At 69.4% G+C, this 23,530-nt stretch carries 20 protein-coding genes and 1 tRNA gene; 6 read left to right on the top strand and 15 right to left on the bottom strand.

The window, feature by feature from the left end; genetic code table 11:
* Position 1: 1 nt before the first annotated feature.
* Complete coding sequence (locus EP757_RS10885) at positions 2-787, bottom strand: DUF3662 and FHA domain-containing protein (protein ID WP_014440161.1); 786 nt, start codon at positions 785-787, stop codon at positions 2-4.
* A 235-nt stretch (positions 788-1,022) separates the two neighbouring features.
* Here EP757_RS10885 and EP757_RS10880 point away from each other — a divergent pair.
* From EP757_RS10880 to EP757_RS10870, 3 genes are all read left to right on the top strand, one after another.
* Positions 1,023-1,105, top strand: a tRNA-Leu gene (locus EP757_RS10880).
* Between the two features lie 371 nt (positions 1,106-1,476).
* On the top strand, positions 1,477-2,292 hold the full coding sequence (locus EP757_RS10875; RefSeq protein WP_127544462.1) for a WecB/TagA/CpsF family glycosyltransferase: 816 nt from the start codon (positions 1,477-1,479) through the stop codon (positions 2,290-2,292).
* Positions 2,293-2,391: 99 nt separating this feature from the next.
* Positions 2,392-3,006: a hypothetical protein gene (locus EP757_RS10870; RefSeq protein ID WP_232050457.1), complete on the top strand. Its 615-nt coding sequence runs from the start codon at positions 2,392-2,394 to the stop codon at positions 3,004-3,006.
* Positions 3,007-3,193: 187 nt separating this feature from the next.
* Here EP757_RS10870 and EP757_RS10865 read toward each other — a convergent pair whose 3' ends face one another.
* Both EP757_RS10865 and EP757_RS10860 read right to left on the bottom strand, forming a co-directional pair.
* The gene (locus EP757_RS10865) at positions 3,194-3,634 is read right to left on the bottom strand and encodes a hypothetical protein (protein WP_127544446.1); all 441 of its coding nucleotides are present in this window, start codon (positions 3,632-3,634) and stop codon (positions 3,194-3,196) included.
* A gap of 145 nt (positions 3,635-3,779) precedes the next feature.
* The gene (locus EP757_RS10860; RefSeq protein WP_127544443.1) at positions 3,780-4,004 is read right to left on the bottom strand and encodes a DUF397 domain-containing protein; all 225 of its coding nucleotides are present in this window, start codon (positions 4,002-4,004) and stop codon (positions 3,780-3,782) included.
* Between the two features lie 761 nt (positions 4,005-4,765).
* Between EP757_RS10860 and EP757_RS10855 the strand changes: the two genes are divergently transcribed.
* Positions 4,766-5,068 (top strand): hypothetical protein, encoded by a 303-nt coding sequence (locus tag EP757_RS10855; protein ID WP_127544441.1) that lies wholly within the window; start codon positions 4,766-4,768, stop codon positions 5,066-5,068.
* A 59-nt stretch (positions 5,069-5,127) separates the two neighbouring features.
* Here the strand turns inward: EP757_RS10855 and EP757_RS10850 are convergent, their stop codons facing one another.
* Positions 5,128-5,691: a PASTA domain-containing protein gene (locus EP757_RS10850; RefSeq protein ID WP_160165785.1), complete on the bottom strand. Its 564-nt coding sequence runs from the start codon at positions 5,689-5,691 to the stop codon at positions 5,128-5,130.
* 367 nt (positions 5,692-6,058) lie between these two features.
* On the opposite strand from EP757_RS10850, the gene EP757_RS10845 reads away from it, so the two are divergent.
* Positions 6,059-7,609: a Hansenula MRAKII killer toxin-resistant protein 1 gene (locus tag EP757_RS10845; RefSeq protein ID WP_127544434.1), complete on the top strand. Its 1,551-nt coding sequence runs from the start codon at positions 6,059-6,061 to the stop codon at positions 7,607-7,609.
* A gap of 6 nt (positions 7,610-7,615) precedes the next feature.
* Here EP757_RS10845 and EP757_RS10840 read toward each other — a convergent pair whose 3' ends face one another.
* Both EP757_RS10840 and EP757_RS10835 read right to left on the bottom strand, forming a co-directional pair.
* Complete coding sequence (locus EP757_RS10840) at positions 7,616-9,094, bottom strand: glutamate-cysteine ligase family protein (protein WP_127554189.1); 1,479 nt, start codon at positions 9,092-9,094, stop codon at positions 7,616-7,618.
* 158 nt (positions 9,095-9,252) lie between these two features.
* Positions 9,253-9,831, bottom strand: a complete 579-nt coding sequence (locus EP757_RS10835; protein WP_127544431.1) for a YceI family protein — start codon at positions 9,829-9,831, stop codon at positions 9,253-9,255.
* A gap of 106 nt (positions 9,832-9,937) precedes the next feature.
* Between EP757_RS10835 and EP757_RS10830 the strand changes: the two genes are divergently transcribed.
* Positions 9,938-10,426, top strand: coding sequence for a MarR family winged helix-turn-helix transcriptional regulator (locus tag EP757_RS10830; protein WP_127544426.1), 489 nt, complete (start codon positions 9,938-9,940; stop codon positions 10,424-10,426).
* 7 nt (positions 10,427-10,433) lie between these two features.
* On the opposite strand, the gene EP757_RS10825 is transcribed toward EP757_RS10830, so the two are convergent.
* From EP757_RS10825 to EP757_RS10785, 9 genes are all read right to left on the bottom strand, one after another.
* Positions 10,434-11,591, bottom strand: a complete 1,158-nt coding sequence (locus EP757_RS10825; RefSeq protein WP_127544423.1) for an acyl-CoA dehydrogenase family protein — start codon at positions 11,589-11,591, stop codon at positions 10,434-10,436.
* A gap of 12 nt (positions 11,592-11,603) precedes the next feature.
* Positions 11,604-13,127 (bottom strand): acyl-CoA carboxylase subunit beta, encoded by a 1,524-nt coding sequence (locus EP757_RS10820; protein ID WP_127544420.1) that lies wholly within the window; start codon positions 13,125-13,127, stop codon positions 11,604-11,606.
* Positions 13,128-13,272: 145 nt separating this feature from the next.
* Positions 13,273-14,538: a chaplin family protein gene (locus EP757_RS10815; protein WP_127544417.1), complete on the bottom strand. Its 1,266-nt coding sequence runs from the start codon at positions 14,536-14,538 to the stop codon at positions 13,273-13,275.
* 251 nt (positions 14,539-14,789) lie between these two features.
* The gene (locus EP757_RS10810; protein WP_127544414.1) at positions 14,790-15,830 is read right to left on the bottom strand and encodes a hypothetical protein; all 1,041 of its coding nucleotides are present in this window, start codon (positions 15,828-15,830) and stop codon (positions 14,790-14,792) included.
* 155 nt (positions 15,831-15,985) lie between these two features.
* Positions 15,986-16,864 (bottom strand): hydroxymethylglutaryl-CoA lyase, encoded by an 879-nt coding sequence (locus tag EP757_RS10805; RefSeq protein ID WP_127544411.1) that lies wholly within the window; start codon positions 16,862-16,864, stop codon positions 15,986-15,988.
* Positions 16,861-18,189, bottom strand: a complete 1,329-nt coding sequence (locus EP757_RS10800) for an acetyl/propionyl/methylcrotonyl-CoA carboxylase subunit alpha (RefSeq protein WP_127544408.1) — start codon at positions 18,187-18,189, stop codon at positions 16,861-16,863. The genes EP757_RS10805 and EP757_RS10800 overlap by 4 nt, the downstream gene beginning before the upstream one ends.
* A 90-nt stretch (positions 18,190-18,279) precedes the next feature.
* Entirely contained in the window at positions 18,280-18,885 is a 606-nt protein-coding gene (locus EP757_RS10795; RefSeq protein ID WP_127544405.1) for a TetR/AcrR family transcriptional regulator, read from the bottom strand.
* 69 nt (positions 18,886-18,954) lie between these two features.
* Positions 18,955-21,738: a tetratricopeptide repeat protein gene (locus EP757_RS10790; RefSeq protein ID WP_127544402.1), complete on the bottom strand. Its 2,784-nt coding sequence runs from the start codon at positions 21,736-21,738 to the stop codon at positions 18,955-18,957.
* 3 nt (positions 21,739-21,741) lie between these two features.
* Positions 21,742-23,475, bottom strand: a complete 1,734-nt coding sequence (locus tag EP757_RS10785) for an HSP90 family protein (RefSeq protein ID WP_127544399.1) — start codon at positions 23,473-23,475, stop codon at positions 21,742-21,744.
* Positions 23,476-23,530 lie beyond the last annotated feature (55 nt).

The raw sequence follows: 23,530 nt of genomic DNA, 5'->3' as shown, positions 1-23,530 counted from the left end.
GCTAGCCGTCCACTCGGAAGGTGAGCGTGGTCGTCCCGAGCTGGATCATGTCGCCCGGGTTCAGTGCCACGGCCGAGACACGCTGGCCGTTGACCATGGTGCCGTTCGTCGAACCGAGGTCGGTGAGCACGACCTGGTTGCCGTCGTAGTCCAGACGGGCGTGGCGACGCGAGATGCCGACGTCCGGCAGGCGCAGGTTCGCCTGGTCGCCGCGGCCGATCACGGTCGAGCCCATCTGGAGCGGGTAGGTCCGTCCGTCACCCGAGACCAGGCCGACGCTGCGCGGTCCGCCGTGGCCGCCGTGCGGCGGGTAGCCACCCTGCTGGTCATAGGGCGAGTACTGCGGGCCGGCGTCGTACGCGGGCTGCTGCACCGGGGCGACCTCGCCACCGGTGTAGACCTCCGCGGTCACGCGGAACATGCCCGTGTCCAGGCCGTCGCCGCGCTCGATCTCGACGATCACGTCGCCGTAGACGGTCCAGGCCTGCTCGCCGATGAACTCGGCCTGGGACTGCGCCAGCTCCTGAGCCAGCGCTGCCGCGTACGGCGCCAGGCGGCTGTGGTCGTACGGCGACAGGTCGATCACGTAGCGGTTGGGCACGAGAGTGCGGCCACCGGCCAGGATGGCCTTGTGTGCCTCGGCCTCCCGCTGCATGGCATTCAGAATCTCCACAGGGTGCACGACACCCTTGAACACCTTCGCGAAGGCCCCCTCGACAAGGCCTTCCAATCGCTTCTCAAAGCGCTGCAGCACGCTCACCGGCTCCTCCTCGGGTTCCGAGGACATGATGGTATCCGGCGACCGCTTGCGCATCTGTAGCCCAAGAGCAGCCGGCACTTCTGACCCTCGTATGACGCCCCTCGACGTCGTGCTAATGTTTCCTGCGTCGCGGGGCGATATCAAATTCGCTTGGTGACGTGCGACAGCGTAGTCTGTCGCAGCCAGTAACAAGAAGGCGGCTCAACGGGCCGGCTTCAAGCCCAAGAGATCGTTGCTATATGATCTTGGCGGCAAGTCACATGGGGATGTGGCGGAATGGCAGACGCGCACGGTTCAGGTCCGTGTGTCCGAAAGGACGTGGGGGTTCAACTCCCCCCATCCCCACGAGCGCCTAGGGCCCTCGTGTTCGCGGAAAGCGCGGACCGGGGGCCCTCGTCATGCCTGCCGGGTGGCCGAGTCCCCCACGTTGCTGGGGTCGGGCTGGAGAGTGCCTGGTCGCGCTCCGGGGTTGGTTCGAAATCAAGATCAAGGACCTCCTTCCCTGTACGGGCTAAGCGTGCCGTAGACCACATCAGGTTGTCCCGCCGTTCCCCTTAGGGGGTGTGTCGCCTCAGCCGGGGATTGTCGGCCGGGGGTGGCCTCGCCGAAGGTTGAGTCCCGGGAATGCGCGGGGACTCGGGCATCTTTCGGGTGAAGCAGGGCGGGAGCGCTATGCTCGCCGCCACCATTCGTACTTCAGGGCTGGAGTGTTGGTCGTGACCGTCACCGCTGTTCGTGGGAAGCGCAACGTTCTCGGGGTGCTTGTCGACGTCACCGACTACGCCACGGCTACTTCGCAGATCATCGAGGCAGCCCGCGAGCAGCGGCCGTTCGCCGTCACCGCCCTGGCCGTGCACGGCGTCATGACCGGGGTCGAGGATCCCGCCCACAACGCCCGGCTCAACTCGTTCGACCTCGTCACCCCGGACGGCCAGCCGGTCCGCTGGGCGCTGAACCTGCTGCACGGCGCCGGCCTGACCGACCGCGTCTACGGCCCGTCGCTGACCCTCAAGGTGGTCGAGCAGGCCGCCGCCGAGGGACTTCCGATCTATCTGTACGGGTCGACCCAGCCGGTCCTGGACAAGCTCGTCCCGGCGCTGCAGGGCATGTTCCCCGCCCTGAAGATCGCCGGTGTCGAGGCGTCGAAGTTCCGCAGCGCGCAGCCCGGTGAGGAGCGCGAGATCGCCGAGCGGATCAAGGCCTCCGGCGCCCGGATCACCCTCGTCGGCCTCGGCTGCCCCCGGCAGGAGGTGTTCACCTACGCCATGCGGCCGCTGCTTGACATGCCCCTGCTGGCCGTCGGCGCCGCCTTCGACTACCACGCCGGCCTGCTGAAGAACCCGCCCGCGTGGATGCAGAAGTACGCCCTCGAGTGGCTGTGGCGTCTCGGCCTGGAGCCGAAGCGGCTCTGGAAGCGCTACATCATCCTGAACCCGAAGTACCTGAGCCGGCTCACTGCGCAGAAGCTCGGTCTCTGGAAGGCCACTCCGCCGGCGCCGGCCACCGAGCCGGTCCACGGGTTCGCTGTCTGATCATTTACGGTCGGGGAGCCGACACCGTGTCCCCCTACGGGTAGGTCTTGGGGGCATATCCCGGTTTCGATGTTGACCAAATCGGTGAACGCTATCGATGTGGACACCGTTGTGGACCTCATCCTGATCGGCACCCTCGCCGCCGTCTGGCTCACCGCCGGGCTGCTGGTCGACGGGCTGCCCACCGCCGGCACGGCTCGCGAGCTGCGCCGCCGGGCCGTCCTGCTCACCGCACTGGTCGGGGCCGGCGCTGCCGTCCTCGTCGCGGTTCCCGTGGTCAGCGGGCTCATCCCGGGTATCTCGCCGGCTCCCACGGCCGCGCTTCTCCCTGCCGTTCCGGGCCTGATCGTCCTGACCGCGACCCTGCGCAGGCTCTCCTGGGTGAGGCGCGGCGCCGGTGCGTTCGCGACCGCGCCGCTCGCGCCGGTTCCGCCTGCCCTGCGGGCCGCCGCCGCGCACCCGCTGCTGACCGCGCCGCTGCAGATCACCGGTCTCGCCGCGCTCGTCGGTGTCCCGATCGCCGCCGGTCTCGTCGAGGTGCCCGCGGGGGGCGCCTCGGCCGTCGCCGGCGTCGCCATCACCGTGGTCGCGATCGCCGTCGTGGCGATCGGCATCCGCTCCGGTCTGCGGCACAGCCGCCTGGCGCCGCTGGTGATGGCGCCGCTCGGCAGCCGCACCCCGGGCCGCACTCGCCTCACCGCAGGTGTCCGCTGAATCCGCTGGCCGCCGCGCCCCGGCTGTCCCCTGATCCACTGACCGCTGTCTCGGCGGTGCACTGGCCGCCGCATCCCGCGGCAGGCCGCTGATCCACTGGCCGCCGCATCCCGCGGCAGACCCAGATCCGCCGGCTGTCAGTGCTGTCTCGGTCCCGTTGAGGCAGCACTGCGAGCCGGAGGGACCATTACTGCTTCTTCGCCTCTTGCACGTAGAGCAGTTCCAAGATGGAGCGTGCCGCCTCGAACCAGCGGTCCAGCCAGTCCGACTGCGGCAGCGTGCCGCGGGCGGGGAGTTCGAGGAGCAGACCGCGCAGCAGCGGGTGATCGGCCATCGACTGGCTGCTCGACTCCGACCAGCTGGCCGAGAAGACCGGCTCGGTCAGGCCGTTCAGGTCCAGGGACGGGAGCTTGGCCGCGCGGTCGAGCGCGCTGGTCGGCTCGATGCTGTGCGACCGGCCCGGTGAGCGGGTCGGCAGGCCGGAGCTGGTGCGGGACAGCAGTTCCCCGTCACCCTCCGCCGTCAGTGCCGCGTCCCGCCGGTTCTGCCGGTACGCGCTCACGCCACCGCTGAACCGGTCCTGCGCTGTCGACGAACCGTTGGTGAGGTTCTCGGAGCCAATAGTCATCTCTCTGCCTTGCCTCGTTCGGTTGTGCCGCCGTAGCGCGGTCCGGTCCGCGCTTACGGCAATCAACGAGGCGAGACCCGCCCAGCGACGGGAAAAACGGGCAAATGACTACGGCCGGCTCGCCTGAGCCGGCCGCTGCGAACACTCAGAGATCGAACTCGCCGTCCTTGGCGCCGCCGACGAACGCGTCCCACTCCGCGGTTGTGAAGATCAATGCCGGACCTGCGGGGTTCTTCGAGTCGCGGACCGCGATCGCCTCGCCGACGAACGCCACTTCGACGCAGTTGTCGCAGTCCGTTCCACTTCGGGTGCTCTTGAACCACTCCGCCTGGTCGAGGTCGACGAGCAGACCCTTGGTCGCGAATTCCACAATGGCTCCTCTGCAGCATCTCGATCTTCTCGGTGGGCGGATCGCCGGATCTTGGTAGCTCGCCCCGCCATCGAGCACTGCCCAGAGATCGATTGGATCGTCCTGAATCAGTAACGACGACTTTCGCCGTGCGGACGTGGGCCGGTCGGCCGATTACAGGTCGCCGTCCTCCCATCGGGCGGATCAAATGGCGCTTTCGTCCCGTACAGCCTTCTGGAATCGTTTTCGCGATTTGCGTTTCCGCTGGTCAGCCGGTTTCCACTCACCATTCTCGGGGCTTGAACGGCGTAATGTAGGTATGCGAGTTTTATGTCCGAAATGGCGGTTATTGCAGGTTGGCTCTTGCCGTTCCGCACATTGAACCGGCAGCATTCCGAACGTCCGTCGCGGCTCGATCCCGAGTCGATCTCCAACGCTCACCGGTTGATCACGGAGGATCACGGAAGGCGTACATGCAACTTGCATCGACGGAACTGGTGGTGCAATCTTTCCGTATGGCTTGCGCTACTTAACGTTCTTGAGTGGACCGGCCAAGTCCGGCAAAAAGCATCGAAACGACGTCCGATACGGGGCGCCGAGCCACTGGAAGTCCATGTTGGACTCCCGCACCTGACGCGGGTGGCAGGATCGGCGATGGTGACGTTCCGCAACATTCTTCGATGGACCTACCCCATTGAAGGGTTGCAAAGGTGCACTAGGCAGGCAAACTGGTGCATCTGTCACAGAAGTCCACCCACACGAGTCTCAGGGCAGGAGATGACGTGGTTCTTCCTCGGTCCGGTGATGTCATCCACGTGACGAAGGCAGCGAGCGTCCAATTCGCATCACCGATGTTGTTCCGGGTCATTCGCGTGCACGACTGGCCGACGTACGAGGGTTGGGTCTGGCTTGACGGCTACGAACTCAACTCCGCCGGCGACGCGGTCGAACGCCGCTCCATCTTCGTGCAGGTCAACGGCCTGCGTCCGGTCGGCAAAGCCCCGGATCCGCGGGCACGCAACGGCCGTCAGCCCGCCGGGCGGCCAGGTGTGATGCCGTCGCGGCCGGTGCGCGCCAACCGCTGACCTCCTCGGTCCTGGATTCCCGCGGCAACGGGAGTCCAGGATCGGTGTGGAGATCGGCGCTAGGCGGTCGGTTCGGCAGCCGGCGACGTCGGGGATGCCGGGCTGCTGGTCGGGGCGACCGCGACGACGAGGGTGATCCGCGTATCCGAGGTCACCACGCTGCCTTCGGGCGGATCACTGTCGATCACCGTGCCCGGTTCGGCGTCGCTCTCGCGCCGGATCACACGGAACGTCAGGCCCGTACGCTGCAGCGCGGCCTGCGCGTCGGCGACCGGCATCCCCCGCAGCGCCGGCACTGTGACCTCGGCATCCACCGGCTCGGTCGTGGCCTGCGTGGTGCTCAGGGTCGGCGAGGGGCTGGCCGCGGCACTGGTCGGCTCGGTCGTCGCCGGTGTGGTCCGCGCCTCAGTGGTCGCCACCGTCGCCGGCGTCGTCGCGGGAGTCTCGGTGCTGTCGCCGGACGTCTGCAGGATCACGGCGATGCCGTATCCGAGCAGGCCGAGCAGCACCAGCGCGGCGCTGCCGACCGCGATCGGCGCCCACCAACGGCCCTGCGATTCCTCCGGACGGGCATCCGCCCAGTCACTTTCGTAGAACTCGGTGCCCGGTCGCGGCGGCCGCACCTCGGCCCGCCCGGTCCAGATCGCATCGTCCCGGTCACCCGATCGTGGACCCTCGGAAGACTGAATTCGCGTGGCGTCAGTCGCGCTCCGGAGTGGGGTTTCCGCCTGACGTGCCGCATCCGGTCCGTCTCTGGTGGCAGGCATCGCCCGGGTCGCGTCGGCCGGCTCACCGTCGACCGGCTCCATCGGACGGGTCTCATCCCGTTCCGGGGGGCGTTCGTCGGCCATCGCCGGTTCCCTTCACTCCAGTTCACCGCGCTCTGCAGCGTCAAAGTATCGAATCTTGGGCTCACGTGGGGTTTTCCGGCTGAATGCAACCTTGCCAGGCGTTTCACAGACATCGGCGGCTACCAGTACAGTGCCCCGCATGGCCGACAAGGGCTGGACATCGCAGGCCGCCGCAGCGGCCGGAATCGCGGCCGGCGCAGGCGCCGCGCAGCTGGGCCTCGGCTACGGCCTGGGCGTTCTCGTGTGGCCGGCGACAGCGACCGGCGCCGAGGACATCTGGCTCGGCAGTCTCGGCTGGGCAACCTGGATAACCGCGAGCGCCACGGTTCTCGGCGCGGTGATCGCCGGCCGCCTCCGCCCCGATCCGCCCGGCCGGTGGCGGCCGCTGTGGCGTTTCGCCCTGGCGGCGGCGTCCGCGATCGGCGCCCTCGTCTCGGTCGCGCTGGTCGCGCTTCCGGCGCGTTCGGCGGTACGGACCGACACCCTGTCCCCGCAGCTCGTAGCGGGTGGATACGCCCTGGCCGGACTGCTGGCGGGCCTGGTCGTCGCATTCTGGGCGGTCTCCTCCGGACCGGTCGCGGCGAACCTGATCGGCACCGCGATCTGGCTCTGGGCCCTGGCGATCGCCGGCGTGGTCGCCGAGCTCGTGACCGGCCGGGACTTCGCCACGTACCTGACCAGCTGGCAGTTCGCCGAGTCGGCGGTGAGCCCGACGATCCAGTACGGCGGAATCTACTGGCCGAGTGCCCTGCTGACCCTCGCTGCCGCTTTCGTGATCGGCCTGATCTCCGCCTGGCCCGCTGCCTCCCGTGGCGAGACCGGTCTCGGCACCGCCATCTCCGGAGCGGTCGGCCCGCTGCTCGTCGCCTTCTCCTTCCTGCTTCTCGCCCCTCAGCTGACCGAGGCGATGGGCCCCCTTCAGTCGGCTTATCTCATTGCGCCGTACGCCGTACTCTCCGGCTTGGCGGGGTCCGCCCTGACGACGACGCTCGCCAAGAGCCGGCAGAACCGCCGGAACCGCCCGGATCTGGTCCCTGTCCCCATGCCCCACCGAGACGACGCGGATCCGCACTCCTCCGCCGACACGACGGCCGACCTGACCCAGCCCGCCGGTCAGGCTCAGCCCGCCGACCAGGTCATCCCCGGAGACGAGGGCATCACGTCGCCTTCGGCCAGGTCCGAGGCGCAGCGGGAAGCGTTCCGCCCAGAGGCGTCCTCAGCATCGGGCCGCAAGCCGACCCCGGCGCCGAGACAACCACTGCGTCCCGAGCCGACGCCGATCAGCGCCCCTCTGCCGACACCGAAGCCCACCGGCCCGCCACCCTCGGCGCCGCCGGCCTCCCCTGCCGCCCCGGCAACCGCGAACCCTGCGAAGGCCAAGGCCACAGCACCGGCCCCGGCCCCGGCCTCGGCACCGGCACCGGCACCGGCACCGGCGAACCCAGCCAAGCCGCCGACCAAGGCGACCGGCCGAGCGACCGCGACCCCGAAGGATGATCCCTCCAAAAAGGATGCTCCACCCGTTTTCGACCCGGAGATCGCCGCCGCGGCCAGACCCAGCCGCAATCCCGCGAAGCGACCCCCCGCCCGCAAGGGCGAGAACGACAAGCCCGAACCCCGCTCCACCATCACCCCGCCACCGCCCAACCCCACGGTCGCCAGGATCAACCCCGCCGACCCCGAGCAGTAGCGGGGGTCAGGGCTCTATCGGCCAGGTATGGATCGGGGTGTTGTGGTGCTGGAGGTCCACGTAACGCTGGGTCATCCGGCGGATTGAGGCGGCGCGGTCCAAGCCTCGGTGCTCGGCGGCGCAGACTGTTTCGGTCTGCCACGTCGCGCCGTTGCGGCGGTGGCGGCAGCGGTCCTCGATGACGCCGAGGAGACGGTCTCGCTGGGCCGGGTCGACGCCGAAGCGGTCGAGGCCGGCGTGGGCCTTCTCCAGCAGGTCGGTGAGCACCAGGTCGACGACCGGGATCTCGCCGCGACCCGGCCAGCGAAGCATCGCGGCGATGCCGTGGCGGGCGCCGGCCTGGAAGTTCGCGGCCGCGTCGGCGAAGTCCAGGCGCTCCCAGATCGGGGACTGCGCCGCTGACAGTTCGCTGACCAGACCGAAGTAGAAGGCGGCGTTCGCCATCAGGTCGATGACGGTGGGACCGGAGGGCAGCACACGGTTCTCCACCCGGAGATGCGGGCGGCCGTCCGCGATGTCGTAGACCGGGCGGTTCCAGCGGTAGACGGTGCCGTTGTGCAGGCGCAGCTCGTGCAGGCCGGGCACGCCACCGGACTCCAGGACGGCGGCCGGATCCTCGTCGTGGATCTCCGGGAGCAGGGGCGGGAAGAACTGGACGTTCTCGTCGTACAGGTCCAGCACCGAATCGATCCAGCGCTCCCCGAACCAGACCCGGGGGCGCACTCCCTGAACCTTGAACTCGTCCGGGCGGGCGTCGGTGGCCTGTTCGAAGAATGCGATACGGGTCTCCGACCAGAGCCTCCGCCCGTACAGATAGGGGGAATTCGCCCCCAACGCCACCTGGATCGCGGCAATCGCCTGGCTCGCGTTCCATGCTCGCGGGAAGTCCGCGGGCGAGACCTGCAGGTGGAATTGGACGCTCGTGCACGCGGACTCGGGCGCGATCGAATCGCTCGTCACGCGCAGCCGCTCGACGCCGTCGATGTCGATCCGGAAGTCGTCGCCACGGGCCGCGACGATCTCGTTGTTCAGGGCGGAGAAGCGCTCACCGACGGAGAGGTTGCCGGGCACCAGATGGCTGGCCTGAAGGGTGGGCAGCATGCCGATCAGCGCGAGTCGGCTCTCGCTCTTGAGGGCACATTCGGCGGCGGCGCGGAGACCGTCCAAAATGTCCTGCTCGTAATCGGCGAGCCCGTGACCTGCGATGAGCCGTGGCGGAACGTTGAACTCGATGTTGAACTTGCCGAGTTCGGGCTGGAAGCGCGAGTCGCCGAGATCCGCCAGCACACGCCGATTGCGCATGCTCGGGCCGGCGTCCGCGTCGACCAGGTTGATCTCGATCTCCAGGCCCGTCATGGGCTCGGACGCCTCGAACGGTGACGCATCCAGCATCTTGCCCAGGACGTCGAGGCAGCCGCGGAGCTTGCGCCGGAACGCCACCCGATCCTGCGGCGAGAAGACGGCGTTCACCAGATCCTTGCCCATGTTGCCCTCCCGGGACGGCAGGCGGACGAAACGGACGTCGATCACCGCTCTGTGAACGACCACTTGCGCTCGGTACACATTGCCATCCCGGACGAGTGACCGCCAGACAGCAGAAAACGCCGCCCGGGAACCCGGACGGCGTTTCCGTGGAGCGTGGATCAGGCAGCGGGCTGCTGCAGGATGGCCTCGCCCTCAATCTCGATCTTGACCTTCTTGCCGATCATCACGCCGCCCTTTTCGAGCGCCATGTTGTAGGTGAGACCCCAGTCCTCACGGTCGATCTCGGTGTGCGCGCTGAAACCGAAGAGGTGCTGGCCATAGGGGCTGGTGGTGGCGCCCTCGAACTCGACGACCAGCTCGACCGGCTTGGTCACACCCTTGATCGTGAGCTCGCCGTCGAGGATGAACTCGGCGCCGGCATGCGACTTCACTCCGGTGCTGCGGTACTCCATGGTCGGGTACTTCTCGGCCTCGAAGAAGTCGCCGGTGCGCAGGTGGTTGTCGCGGTCTACCTGACCGGTCTCCACGCTCGCGGTCTTGATCGACGCGGTGACGGAGGAGTCCAGCGGGTTCTCCCCGACGGTGATGGTCGCGCTGGCCTCGGCGAACTGGCCGCGGACCTTGCTGACCATGAGGTGCTTCACCACAAAGCCGACCCGCTTGTGAGCGGCGTCCAGCTCGTAGGTGCCGGCGGCCGGGATCTGCAGACCCTCGAACTCACGAGTGCTGACGGTCATGACTGTTCCTTCTTTCGAACCTCGAGCGGAGCGGGTTGCTTGTGTGACGGAGCAACTATATGCGCTGCAATATTCCCCCTGTCAAGTGCCTGCTACTGTTGATCGTGTGAACACCGACCTGGACGACCCCCGCCTCACCGCGATCGGCCTGCTCGCCGAGGCCTACACGGGTTTGATGAACCGCCTGGCCGCACAGTTCGACGAGCACCGGCTCTCGCCCGTCGAGTTCGAGGTGCTCATGCGCCTCGCCCGCTCGCCCGGCAACCACCTGCGGATGACCGACCTGGCCGGTCAGACCACGCTCTCCACCAGCGGCGTCACCCGGGTCGTCGACCGGATGGAACGCGGTGGGCTCGTACGCCGGGAGGCCTGCGCGAGCGACCGCCGCAGCTCCTATGCGGTGATCACCGATGCCGGCAAGCAGCGGCTCGACGAGGTGCTGCCGGGACATCTCGAGCTCGTCCAGCAGTGGTACGTCGGACTGCTCCCGCCCGCGCAGCTGGATCAGCTGCTGGGGTCGCTGCGCACCATCCGTGACGCGGTCAACCCGTGCGCGGTGGCGGGGAGCGAGGAGACCGCGCAGCCCGCCGCTTGACCGGTTCTCAGAGGCCGAGCCCGCGCGCGATCAGCAGACGCTGGACCTCGGAGGTGCCCTCGCCCACTTCCAGGATCTTGGCGTCTCGGTAGAAGCGGCCCACCGCCGACTCGTTCATGAAGCCGTAGCCGCCGTGGACCTGGGTGGCGTAGCGGCTGTTCTCCATCGCCGCGTTGCTGGCGTTCAGCTTGGCGATCGCCGCGTAGCGCTTGAAGTCTTCGCCGGCCAGCATCCGGGAGGCGGCGTCGTAGTAGCCGAGGCGGGCCACGTGGGCTCGCAGGTCCATGTCGGCGATCATGAACTGGACTGCCTGGTTGTCGCCGATCGGGCGGCCGAACGCGGTGCGCTGTTTCGCGTACGCCACGGACTCGTCGACGCAGCCCTGGGCGAGGCCGACGGCGAGGGCGGCGATCGCGATGCGGCCCTCGTCGAGGATCCGCAGGAACTGGGCGAGACCACGACCCCGCCGGCCGAGCAGGTTGGCGGCCGGCACACGCACGTCGTCGAAGGACAGTTCGTGCGTGTCCGACGCGCACCAGCCGACCTTGGAATACTGCGGTGCCACGGTGAAGCCCGGCGTGCCGGACGGGACGATGATCGTGGAGAGCTCCTTGGAGCCGTCCGGGTTCTGGCCGGTGACCGCCATGACCGTGACCAGGCAGGTGATGTCGGTGCCGGAGTTCGTGATGAACGCCTTCGTCCCGTTGATCACCCATTCGCCGGTCGACTCGTCGAGCACCGCCCGGGTCGTGGTGCCACCCGCGTCCGATCCGGTGCCCGGCTCGGTCAGACCGAAACCGGCCAGCGCCTCACCGCTCACCAGCCGGGGCAACCAGCGTTCCTTCTGCTCGTCGGTCCCGTACCGGTAGATGGGCATGGCGCCGAGCGAGACCGCCGCCTCCAGCGTGACCGCGACCGAGCTGTCCACTCTGGCCAGTTCTTCGAGCGCGACGCAGAGAGCGAAGTAGTCGCCACCCATGCCGCCGTACTTCTCGTCGAACGGGAGACCGAAGAGTCCCATCTTTCCCATTTGACGCACGATTTCGTACGGGAAGGTCTCTTTCTCATAGTGTTCGGCGATGACCGGGGCGATCTGCTCCCGGGCGAACTCGCGCACGCTCCCGCGCAGGTCTTCGTACTCGTCCCCGAGCCGGAAGTCGACCATGACACAGCCTCTCTAGACAGGAGTGACGCCGTGCCGGCGCCGGGAGAACGCGCGGTCCTTGCCCCGCGCGGCGGAGAACCGCCGGACCAGCTCGGCGCGCAGGTCGGCCGGCTCGACGACGGTGTCGACGACGAGCTCGCTAGCGAGGCGCATGATGTCGATGTCGCGCTCGTACTCCGCGCGGCGCTCGGCGACGAAGGCGGCCCGTTCCTCCGGGTCCTCGATCGCCGCGATCTTGTTGGCGTAGACCGCGTTCACCGCCGCCTCGGCGCCCATCACCGCGATCTTCGCCGTGGGCAGGGCGATCGTGGCTTCCGGGTCGAAGCCGGGACCGGCCATCGCGTAGAGGCCGGCGCCGTACGCCTTGCGGACCACCACGCAGATCTTCGGCACGGTGGCCTCCGAGATCGCCGTGATCATCTTGGCGCCGTGCCGGATGATGCCCTGCTTCTCCACGGCCGTGCCGACCATGAAGCCGGGCACGTCGGAGAGGAAGAGCAGCGGGACGTTGAAGGCGTCACAGAGCTGTACGAACCGGGCGGCCTTGTCAGCCGAGTCGACGAAGAGCACGCCGCCCTTGAACATCGAGTTGTTGCCGACGACGCCGACGACCTCACCGTTCAGCCGGGCGAACCCGACGGTCAACTCCCGGGCCCAGAGCGCGTGGATCTCGAAGTATGAGTTCTCGTCGACGAGCGCTTTGACGTACCGGCGCATGTCGAAGGCCTGGCGCTCGCTGGCCGGAACCAAGGCCGCCAGATCTCCCTTGCCCGGATCCGCGGCGGACGCCACCGGCGGCTGCTGCGTCCAGTTCGCCGGGAGGTACGACAGGTAGGTCCGCACCACGTCGAGCGCCTCGCGCTCGGTCTTGCAGAGGAAGTGACCGACGCCGGACTCGGTGCAGTGCACGCGGGCGCCGCCCATCGCCTCGAGCGTCGTCTTCTCCCCGGTGACCATCTCGACCATCCGGTCGGATCCGAGGTACATGCTGGCGTTGCCCTCGACCATGGCGACCACGTCGCAGAAGGCCGGGATGTAGGCGCCACCGGCTGCGGACGGGCCGAACAGGGCGCAGACCTGCGGAATCGAGCCGGACGCCCGGACCTGGGTGTGGAAGATCTTGCCGGCGCCGCGGCGGCCGGGGAAGAGGTCGACCTGGTCGGTGATCCTTGCCCCGGCCGAGTCGACCAGGTAGACCATCGGGACGCTCTCCCGATAGGCGCGCTCGATGATCCGGACGATCTTCTCGACCGTGCGCGCGCCCCACGAGCCCGCCTTGACCGTCGAGTCGTTCGCCATGACGCAGACGTCCCGGCCGTCGATCCGCGCGGATCCGGTGATCACACCGTCCGCGGGCAGGCCGTCGGCGAGACTGTTGGCGTAGAGGCCGTCCTCGACGAACGTGCCTTCGTCGACGAGCAGCGTGATGCGCTCCCGGGCGAACAGCTTGCCCTTGGCGGCGTTGGCGGCGTGGTACTTCTCGGCGCCGCCGGCCAGCACACGCTTGCGGGCCGCCGCGAGCGCGTCGCCGTCCATTCGTTCCTCCGCATCCCGGCGGGATCGCCGCCCTTAACGATCGTTAGAACCTTAACGGTCGTTAGGCTAGCCCATCGGGTCGAGCGGCGGCAACGACGAACGGGAGCTTCCGGTGGAAGCTCCCGTTCGTTTCACTGCGATGGGATCAGCGCAGGGTGTTCAGCAGGCCCAGGCCGCCGCCGAGACCCGCGCTGCGGACGCCACCGAGGTCGGTGAGACGGCCCAGCGTGCTCTTCTCGGAGGCACGGCCACCGTTGGTGTTGCTGTAGGTGTCCGGCAGCTCGTCGCCGTAGCCGGCGTCCGCAGCGGTGCCCGGCTCGTCGACGTCGGCCGGAGCCTCGTCGCCGTAGCCCGCGTCGTCCGCCACGTCGGCCGGGGCCTCGTCGCCGTAACCGGCGTCGTCCGGCAGCTCGCCGCCGTTGTCGTAGCCGTTGTCGCCACGGACGTCGCCGGTGTCGTCGGCCGGAGCCTCGTCACCGTAGCCGCCGTCGTCGCCGGCCACGTCGCCGTCGTCGTCGTGGTTGTGGCCCTTGACGACCTTGACCTTCTTGACGTCGCCGCCGATGACGTTCGCGCAGCTCGCCGAGCTGTAGGAAGCGCCGAGGAAGGACAGCGAGTTCCCGCAGACGTTGATCGGGATGGTGATCGGCGCGGCGTACTGGTTGCCGTTGCCGAGACCGAAGTTGCCGACGCTGGTCTGGCGGATGCCGCCCCAGTCGCCACCACGGTTGCCCGAGACGCCGAAGTTGCCGAAGCCGCCGACGCCACCGACACCGTTGCCGACGTGGCCGCCGGGCACGAAGGTGCCGCCCGGGATGAAGCCGTGACCCGGCATCAGACCGGTGTGGCCGGCCTGGGCGCCGGTGCCGTGCGCCAGGTTGTGCGCGAGGTTCCCGACGGCGTTGTTGCCGAGCAGGTTCCGGTCGGTGTTGAAGCTCTCGCGCTTCATCGACTTCTTCACGACGATGCTCTTGCGGCCGTCGACGCCGATCGCGTTGGTGCACGCGGCGGCGGCGTAGGAGATCCCGCCGAGGCTGGTCGCGTTGCCGCACTGGTTGATCGGGATGGCGATCGGAACCGCGATCTGGTTGCCGTTCCCGATGCCGAAGTTCCCGACGCTCTGCTGGGCGATCCCGTCGTTCCAGCCACCGCGCTTGCCCTTGTGACCGGTACCGATCACGTTGAGGCCCTCACCGGAAGCCTGCGAGATGCCGAGCAGGCTGTCCGCGTTGCCGACCTGGTTGATCGGAACGGCGACCGGCACGGCGACCTGCTCGCCGTTCCACAGGCCGACGTTGCCGAACCCGGACTGGTCGATCTCGGCCTGCGCGGCGGCGGCCGGGGCGAGCAGCAGGGCGCCGGCGGCGAGCACGCCGATGCTGAGCGTCTTACGAACCCACGTCTTCTTCATCTGGAAAGAAATGCCTTTCACGAATGGTCAGCAAGGAATTTCCGCATATTCAATTGAGGTGGTTCCGGAACCTGTTTTCGGGCGCAGCGGTGCCTGGCTCGTTTTCCTGCCGGGAAGCCCTGACTCCGCGGTCGACTCAGCGCCCTGTGGTCGGCGTCGAAGAGAAGCGGAATTGATTCGCCGCCTGTACGCAGGCGGGTCGGGAATCGTGGCCCAGCCGCTCGACGAAGTGCCGGCGGGGACAAGGCCTGTCAGTCAGGTGAGACGGTCGGTGCCACGGCGTCGTTGCGCCGGGCCTCGACATCGGCAGCGAACGGGAACCGGTGGCCTTCCACCGCGCCGTTCACGATCCGAGCCGGAAGAACGGCCGCCGGGCCGACCTCCGGAGACGCACCCGGCCCGCTGGCCGGGATGCCGCTGACGGTCCCGAGATTCATCCGCGCCGGAGTGTGCCCGTCGTCGACGGGCCTCTCCTTGCGGACCGTCTCCGCCGGAGCCGGCCGGGCGGCCGGGACACGACGGTGGACGTGGTTCCGGGACTCCGCCTTCGCACGCTTCGCCGCCGGTACGGCGCGCGGCGCGTGCGAGGCTTCGATGCTGGCGCCCGCTGAGATGGACAGCGCTGCCCGGGGTTCCGCGGGCGGAATCACGGCGCTGCCGGCCGAGGGCGGGACGGCCACCGCGGAAGCAGTGGTGTCCGGCTCCGGCTCGGTCACGGTGTCCGCGACGTCCTCTGCCGGTTCGGGTCGCGTCCGGTCGTCCGCCGGTCCGTCGCTGGTGCGCGAGGGAACAGACTTCCGGCGCGGCTCCTCATCGAGCAGGTCCGTGTCGAACGCGGATCCGTCGTAGATCACCTCGTCGGGCACCTCCACCGGCCCGGACAGCATCCGTTCCGCTGTCGTGAGGATCGACTTCACGACCCGCCGGTGGAGTTTCGGTGCGGATTCGGACTCCAGCGGCTGGGCGGCCGCCTTCAGGAGTTCACCGACCAAGGGTTCGTTGCCGGCAACCGACGCGACACTGTGCGACGCGGACTCGTACAGCGAGCCGGCGGGCTCCCCGTCGTGGTCCGCGGCCTGCGCGGCGGTGCCGGTGAGCAGCCAGGCCGCGCCGGCCAGGCCACCGATGACGAGTGCACGCAGGGCCCACCGAGAACCGATGTGCCCAGCGCGGCGCTCCGGACGCCGCTCCGCCTCCTGGCTCGGAGACGGCATGAGCGGGGAGCCGCCACGGGGGATCGACAGGGACCGGCACGCCGCGCGCATTCCGCGCTCGACCCCCCAGCCTGTCATTTCGTTCACCCCTCGTCGTCGATGCCGACCGTCGGCCAATTCGCCTGTTCACCAGGAACAGCCGATATTCGCCACTCGGTATTGGTAACGACGAGACGGAACCGGGGTCACGCGTACAAAACGGGAAAAATGGTCGCTGGAATGGGCGCGAGAATTCACACGGTCCGGTTACGCGGCCCTGCTCGCAGGACACCCGAAGGAAGAGGCCGGCCGACGATCTTTTCAGCCAGCTCAGCGGCTTCAATCAACCTATCGAGGTCGATTCCGGTGTCGATGCCCATGTCGTGCAGCATGTGCACCACCTCCTCGGTGGCGACATTCCCCGAAGCCCCCGGCGCGTACGGGCAACCGCCCAGCCCGCCCGCGCTGGCGTCGAACTCAGTCACCCCGAGATCCAGAGCCGTCAGGATGTTGGCGAGCCCTGTTCCGCGGGTGTTGTGGAAATGCAGCAGGTCCGGGTGTACGACGGAGAGGAGATCACGCACCCGGCGCGGAGTCGCCATGCCGGTGGTGTCCCCGAAGGCGATGCGGTCAGCGCCGTCGGCGCGGACGCGAGCCACGATGCCGGCCACCCGCTCCGGGTCGATGTCACCCTCGAACGGGCAGCCGAAGCTGGTCGCCACGATCACTTCGAGGGTCGCGCCGGACTCGTGCACCAGCGGGATCAGCGCGGCGATGTCGTCCAGCGACTCTGCGGTCGACCGATTGAGGTTGCGCCGGTTGTGGGTGTCGCTCGCCGAGACGACCACCTCGATCTCGCGGAAGCCGGCCGCGATCGCCCGCTGCGCGCCCCGGGTGTTCGGGATCAGCGCGGAGTAACGGACGTCCGGGTTGTGCCGGCTCGCGGCCCAGACCTCGTCGGCGTCGGCCATCTGCGGGATGGCCTTGGGGTGCACGAACGAGACCGCCTCGATCCGGCCCACCCCGGTGTCGCTGAGCGCGTCGAGCAGACGGACCTTCGCCTCGGCCGGGACCGGATCCTCGTTCTGCAGCCCGTCGCGAGGTGCGACCTCGCGGATGCTGATGAAGGTCATCGCATTCGCCCCACGATGCCGGTGTCGTAGTCGCCGGAGAGGAACTCCGGGTTCTCCAGCAGCTCGGCGAAGAACGGCAGGTTGTTCTTCGGCCCGGCGATCGCGAAACCGTCCACCGCGGTGCGGGCCTTCGCGAGCGCGTCCTCCCGGTCGGCGCCGAAGATGATCAGTTTCGCCATCAGGGAGTCGTAGTTCTGGCTGACCGTGGTGCCCGCGGCATAACCGGAGTCGACGCGGACGCCCTCACCGGACGGCTCCACCCAGGTGGTGATCGCGCCGGGACCCGGGAAGAACCGCTTCGGGTCCTCCGCGTTGATCCGCAGCTCGATCGCGTGCCCGCTCTGTCCACTGGGGAGGTCGACGGCCAGGCCGGACGCGATCCGCAGCTGCGCCTCGACCAGGTCGATCCCGTGGATGAGCTCGGTGATCGGGTGCTCGACCTGCAGCCGGGTGTTCATCTCCAGGAAGAAGAACTCGCCCGTGGACGGGTCGAGAAGACACTCCACTGTGCCCGCATTACGATAGTTGACTGCTTCGCCCGCTTTTGCGGCTGCTGCCAGAAGTCGCTCGCGCAGCTCGGGGCTCACGGCCGGCGACGGCGCCTCCTCGACCAGCTTCTGGTTGCGCCGCTGCACCGAGCACTCGCGCTCGGAGAGGGCCACCACCCGGCCGTCGGCCAAGCCGAGAATCTGCACCTCGACGTGGCGCACCCGGGGGAAGTAGCGCTCGATCAGCACCGAGCCGTCGCCGAACATCCGCTCGGCGAAGGCGCGCACCTTGTCGTACTCCTTGGCCAGCTCGGCCTCGTCGTTCGCGACGGCCATACCCATGCCACCGCCGCCCGCCGCGGCCTTCACCATCACCGGGAAGCCGATCTCCGCGGCCGCCCGGCGGGCGTCCTCGACGGTCTCCGCCGGGTCTGCCGACCCGGGCGCGACCGGCACGCCGGCCGCGGCCATCAGGTTGCGCGCATTGATCTTGTCGCCCATCGCGCTGATCGCGTCGGCGCCGGGTCCGACCCACACCAGGCCGTTCGCTTCGACCGTACGAGCGAAGTCCGCGTTCTCACTGAGGAACCCATAACCGGGGTGGATCGCCTGAGCACCGGTCGACTTCGCGGCCGCCAGGATCGCCTCGGCATTGCGGTAACTCTGCGCCGGATTCGCCGGGCCGACACAGACCGCCTCGTCCGCCTCGGCGACGAACGGCATGCCGGCGTCCACGTCCGAGTGGACCGCTATCGTCCGGATCCCGAGCCGCTTGGCGGTCCTGATGATCCTGCGGGCGATCTCTCCCCGGTTCGCGATGAGCAACGACTCGATCATTCCGCTCCTTTGCGGGTCGGCCCTCATGAGGCGCGGACCGGACACCACCTAGGGGTGGGGTGGCACCCGGTCGTGTGTTTCCTTATGTCGTCAGTGGCCGGCCAGCGCGTGGATCGTGGCCTCACGCAGCAGGTCGGCGCGGCGGCGGCGCTCCACCTCGCCACCGAGGAACGGCGTCGAGTTCATCAAGCCGAACGCGGCGTGAGCCAGCACCCGCGCCTCCGGCGCCGCCAGCTCGGGCCGCACCCGGGAGAGCACCGCCACCCACTCCTCGACATAGAGCCTCTGCAGCCGGCGGATCTGCCGGCGCGGCTCGTCGGGAAGCCGGTCGAGCTCATGCAGGTGCAGCGCGATCACCGCGGGGTTGGCCAGCGCGAAGTCGACGTGGAAGTCGATCAGATCGGCGAGGGCGGCCTCGGCGTCGTCCGGGTGCCGGGCCACGCGCTCGCGGCCACCCTCCAGCAGGCCCTCGCTGACCGGGATCAACGCGGCGACCAGCATCGCTTCCTTGCCGGCGAAGTGGTGGTAGAGGGCGGGCCCGGTGACGCCGGCGGCCGAGCCGATGTCGTCCATCGACACGCCGTGATAACCGCGGGAGGCGAACAGGTCGACCGCGATCTCCAGAATCTCGTCGCGGCGAGAACGCCGCCGAGGCGCCGGAGGGGTGGTCCGGTGCCGTTGTTCTACCGTCGTCACCTGGCCACTGTAACCCGGCGTCAAGCCTTCCCTTAACGGTCGTTCAGCCCTTTTTCGGAGGCGCGACCGTCAGGAGGGCTCCCGCGCCTCGTCGCGAAGGCCCAACGCCGTTTCCCTGGCCGGGGAGTCCGGACGCAGCCCGGCCAGCAACTTGTCGAGCATCTCCTCCGCCTCCTTCGCCGACCCCGACCGGAGCAACGCCTCAGCGAGCATGTTCGTCACTCGATCGGCGTCGTCGATCGCCTCGATCTCGCGCAGCCGGTCCGGGGCGTCCCGCAGATGCGGCACCGCCTCGCCGAAGCGCCCCCGGCGCATCAGCAGGTTGCCGACCTCGAAGGCGAAGATCGACTGTTCCCAGATCATGCCCGGGTGGGCGGCCAGCTCCTCCGGCAGCTCCGCGTAGCGGCGAGCGAACAGGCCGATCAGCTCCTCGGCGGCCGGCGTCTCGTCGGCGTAGTTCAGCGCCATCAGCCGGCGGCGCAGCAACCGCAGCTCGCCGGGGAGGTCACCGGCCTCACGCAGCGACTCGGCCGAGGCCAGGAACGTCAGCGCGGCCTCACTGTCCCGGTCCATGTCGTAGAGCAGCTGACCGGCTCGCTCACCGATCTGCCCGCGGCCGGCCGGGTTGTCGGCGAGCCGCTCGATCAGGTCGCGGTAACCGGCCAGTGCGCGGTTCCGGTCGCCGAACGCCTCATAGAGCCCGGCCAGCAGGAACCGGCAGTCGTCGGCACGCTCCTGCGCCTCGAACCGCTCGTAGCCGAGCAGCGCCTCCTCGGCCACCTCGATCGCCTCGGCCGTGCGGCCGGTCATCCGGTAGGCCTGGGCCAGCTCGTGCCGGGCGAACACCCCGGTCTCGTCCTGCCCCTGCTCGGCGCTGAGCGCCACGGCCTCGGCCAGGTCACCGATCGCCTCGCCGGCCCGATCGAGCCGCATCAGCGCCCGGCCGCGCTGAATCCGGACGGCGAACTCGGCGCCCGGCAGCCCGATGGACAGGACCTCGTCGAACGCGGCGAGCGCCTCGGCCGGGTCCTCGGTGAGCTGACCGAAGACCATCGCCGCGTCGGCACTCATCCCGGCCGGCCCGTTCTCGCGGTAGAACTGCCACGCGGATCGGGCAGCGGCGACCGCTTCCTCGTGCCGATGCGTCATGGCTAGAAGCCGGGCCCGCATCCGGGCGTGATAGGCCACCCGGCGCGGGTCGCCCGACTCGGCGGCACACTCGTCGGCCCGGTCACCCGCGACCGTGGCCTCGTCGAGCCGGTCCAGCTGGAGAAGCACATTGGACAGACGCAGCCAGGCGCTCGCCCGTTGCGCCGCGTCGCCGTGCTGATCCTGGTGTTCCGCGTCGGCCCGGACCGCCTCGACGACTCCCCCCTCATCACCGAGGTTGAGCCGCTCGGCAGCGATCCGGGCACGCATCGAGATCGCCTCACCGGTCTCGCCGGCAGCGGTGAAGAGCTCGGCCGCCGTCTCCCAGACGAGGATCGTCTCGGCGTGCGCGTCATCCGGCAGGCGGTAACCCCGCAGCGCCCACAGCCGGGCCGCGAGCAGCGGTTCCTCCGGCATGCCGAAGCGCTCGCCGATCGCGTCCACCACCTCGTCGAACGCGGCATCCCGGTCCTCGTCGCGATAGCGCTCGGCCAGGTCGAGCAGCTCGGCCAGGCTCGCCTCGGCAGGGATCGCGGCGGGCGGCTCCGGGACGGCTTCGACCGGCGCGGGCGGCACGACGACCGGGCCGGTCGGGGCGGGCCGGGCGGTCGCGGAGAGCTGGACGGCCGTCTCGTACGGCTGGGCGTCCAGCTCGCGCCGGACCGACTCGCTCTGGTGGGAGGTGCCGTTGCGGGCGTCGAAGCGGGACGCCGTCTCGGTGGCGAAGGCCGACAGCTCCCCGGCCAACTCGGCCGCGGTGATGTCCGGCTTGCCGCTGCGGCGGATCACCGCGTCGCCGTGGCCCCGCTCGGTGATCCGGCGCAGCAGCTGCGCCGAGGACGCCGCGAACCACATCGCCGACGACGGCGAGGGTGCGCGGTCGAGCCAGTCGATGTGCCGCTGCAGGATCTCCAGGCCGCGGTGCTCGTTGCCGGTCCGGGCGCAGAACGAGATGTGATCGCCGATGCCACCGAGGTCGGCCAGGTTGTTGCGCTCGACCAGGTACGACCGGCGGTGGGCGTCCGCCGCCTCGGCCGGGTGGCCGGACCGCAGGTAGGCCACCATCAGCTCGCTCAGGATGCTCTGCGGCTGCTCGTTGCAGGACAGATCGCCGGTGAGGACCGGCTCGGACAGCTCGACCGCCTCGGCGAACCGGCCCTTGCCGATCAGGTGGTGGGCCAGCGAGGTCGGGTCGCAGCCGGCGCAGTCGGAGAGCTCGTCCCGGGGTGCGGCCTGCCACTTGTCGAACCAGGCCTGCGCCTCCTCGGTCTGGCCGACGTGCTCGGCGACGAGGTAGCGGTGCTTGTAGACGGCCTGCATGCCCTGGCCGTGCTCCCGGTAACGCCGCTCCATGTCGTCGAGGACCGCGTAGGTCCGGGCGAGCGGGATCTCCGGGAACTTGGTGAGCATGCTGACCATGTTCTTGAAGAGCCAGAGCAGATTGTGCGTCCAGCGTTCGTGGTACGGCGCGGGCTTGCGATCGAAATCGGCCACGCACCACGAGAACGTGGGGAACGACTTCACCGGCTCGCCGCCGTACATGTACGCCGTGGTGGCCAGCAGGCGGGAGTAGAACGCGAGCGCCGGGTCGCCGGCCGTGTCGACGTGCCGCAGCACCTGCTCGACCAGCGCGATCTGGGCCGCGCCGTAGGGCAGCTCGTGCGCCTGGTGCAGCAGGTTCCAGAGTTCTTCGGCGGTCTTCATCTCTCAGTCCTCCCCGGGCACGGCACGGTCCAGCAGACCGAGCAGCGACGTGGTCAGCAGGGCCGCGTCGTTCGGCCGGATCGGGTGGTGGCCGAGCATCAGCGCCTGGCCGTAGAGCGACTCGACCGCCAGACCGGCCAGCTCCGCGTCACCGAGCGCGGCGATCCGCCGGACCAGCGGATTGCGGTGGTTCAGGACCAGCTGCGGGCGGTCGGTCGGCACCGTCGACGACAGCGCGTCCAGCACGCCGCCCCAGAGGTCGTCGGCCTGCGACCGGCCCGCGGTGAACTCCTCGTGGAACGCCGCCGCCCGGCTGACCAGGTAGAGCGAGGGGAGCGTGACCGGGTCGAACGCGCGCACCACGACCTCGCAGCCGAGCCGGTCCAGGCGGCGCTGGGCGGCCGCCAGGAACGGGCGCAGCCGCAGCTCGGCCTCGGCCTCCACCGGCAGGAACCGGGTGGCCAGGTCGGACGGGTCGAGCCGCTCGGCACGGACGTCGGGGTCGAGCGCGGCGAGCCGCTCGATCAGGTCGGCGTCGTAGACGTAGCCACCGTTGATCAGGGCCAGGTCCTGGGCTGCGGCGACCGCGGCCAGCTGCCGGAACTCGTCGTCGGTGGCGGCGTAGCGCAGCACGCCGTGCCGGGCGCGGAACTCGGCCAGGGTGATCTCGCCCATGTTGGTCTGCAGTGGGTACCACTGCTCGACCAGGCGCAGCATCTCGTCGTCGTGCAGCGCCAGCGCCTTCACGCCGAGGTGGTGGATGCGCAGGAACTCGCCGAGGCGGCGCGGGTCGGTGGTGGCGAGCCGGGCCAGCCAGCCGCGCAGCTGGTCGGCGATGGCGTCCCGGGTCTCGGCCAGCTGGCCGTCGTCGTAGAGCGCCTCACGGCTCGCTGTCGGCCGCAGCTCACTGCTGTCGACCACGCAGCGGGCGAAGAACGCCCACTCCGGGAGCAGGCCCTCGACGTGCTCCGAGAGCAGCATGCGCTTGAGGTAGACCCGGTGGCCGCCGCGGCTGGCCGGGTTGACCGGGGTGGGCAGCACGAACGCGGCGCCGCTGAGGCCGGATGCCGGGACGTTCAGATCGATCACGTCGAACGGGCGGAAGCCGAGCACCTCCTCCGCGTAGGCCAGGCGGTCGGACTGCGGCCGGTCCCAGGGCAGGACGCCACCGGTCACCGGGCTGCCGTCGACCGTCACGGCGACCGGAAGCAGCGAGCCGTAGAGGCCGGCGAGCTCGGTCACCGTCGTACGAGAAAGGAAATGCTCGGAGCCGCGGCGCGGCAGAAGGGTGACAGTGGTGCCCGGCTCGCGCTCCTCGCCGGGACCGACCTCGTAGCTGCCGTCGGCGTGACCGGTCCAGAGGACCGGCGGCGCGTCGCCCCGGCGGGTGTGCACCCGGATCTCGTCGGCGACCATGAAGCAGGAGAGCAGGCCGATGCCGAACTGGCCGAGGAACTGGTGACGGGCGAAGCCGAGCTCGTCCCGCTTGGAGCTGCGGCCGATCGTCGCGAGCAGTTCGTGCACCTGCGCCTCGGTGAGGCCGATGCCGTTGTCGCTGATGCGTAACGCGTCCCCGGTGGAGATCTCGACCCTGCCGGGATGCTCCGGACCGACCGCGGTGATCGCGTCGACCGCGTTCTGGAGGAGCTCGCGGACATAGACGCGCGGGCTCGCGTAGAGGTGGTGGCTGAGGAGATCGACGATCCCTCGGAGATCGACCTGGAACGTGTTGCTCACGATCGAGCACGCTACCGGGCGGCACCGACGAATCAGGGCCCGCCCGCCGTCCGAC

Source organism: Actinoplanes sp. OR16, assembly GCF_004001265.1.
In the GTDB taxonomy this organism is placed as follows: domain Bacteria; phylum Actinomycetota; class Actinomycetes; order Mycobacteriales; family Micromonosporaceae; genus Actinoplanes.
Note: the sequence above shows the minus strand (reverse complement) of the source record. Positions and strands in the feature narration are given on the sequence as shown.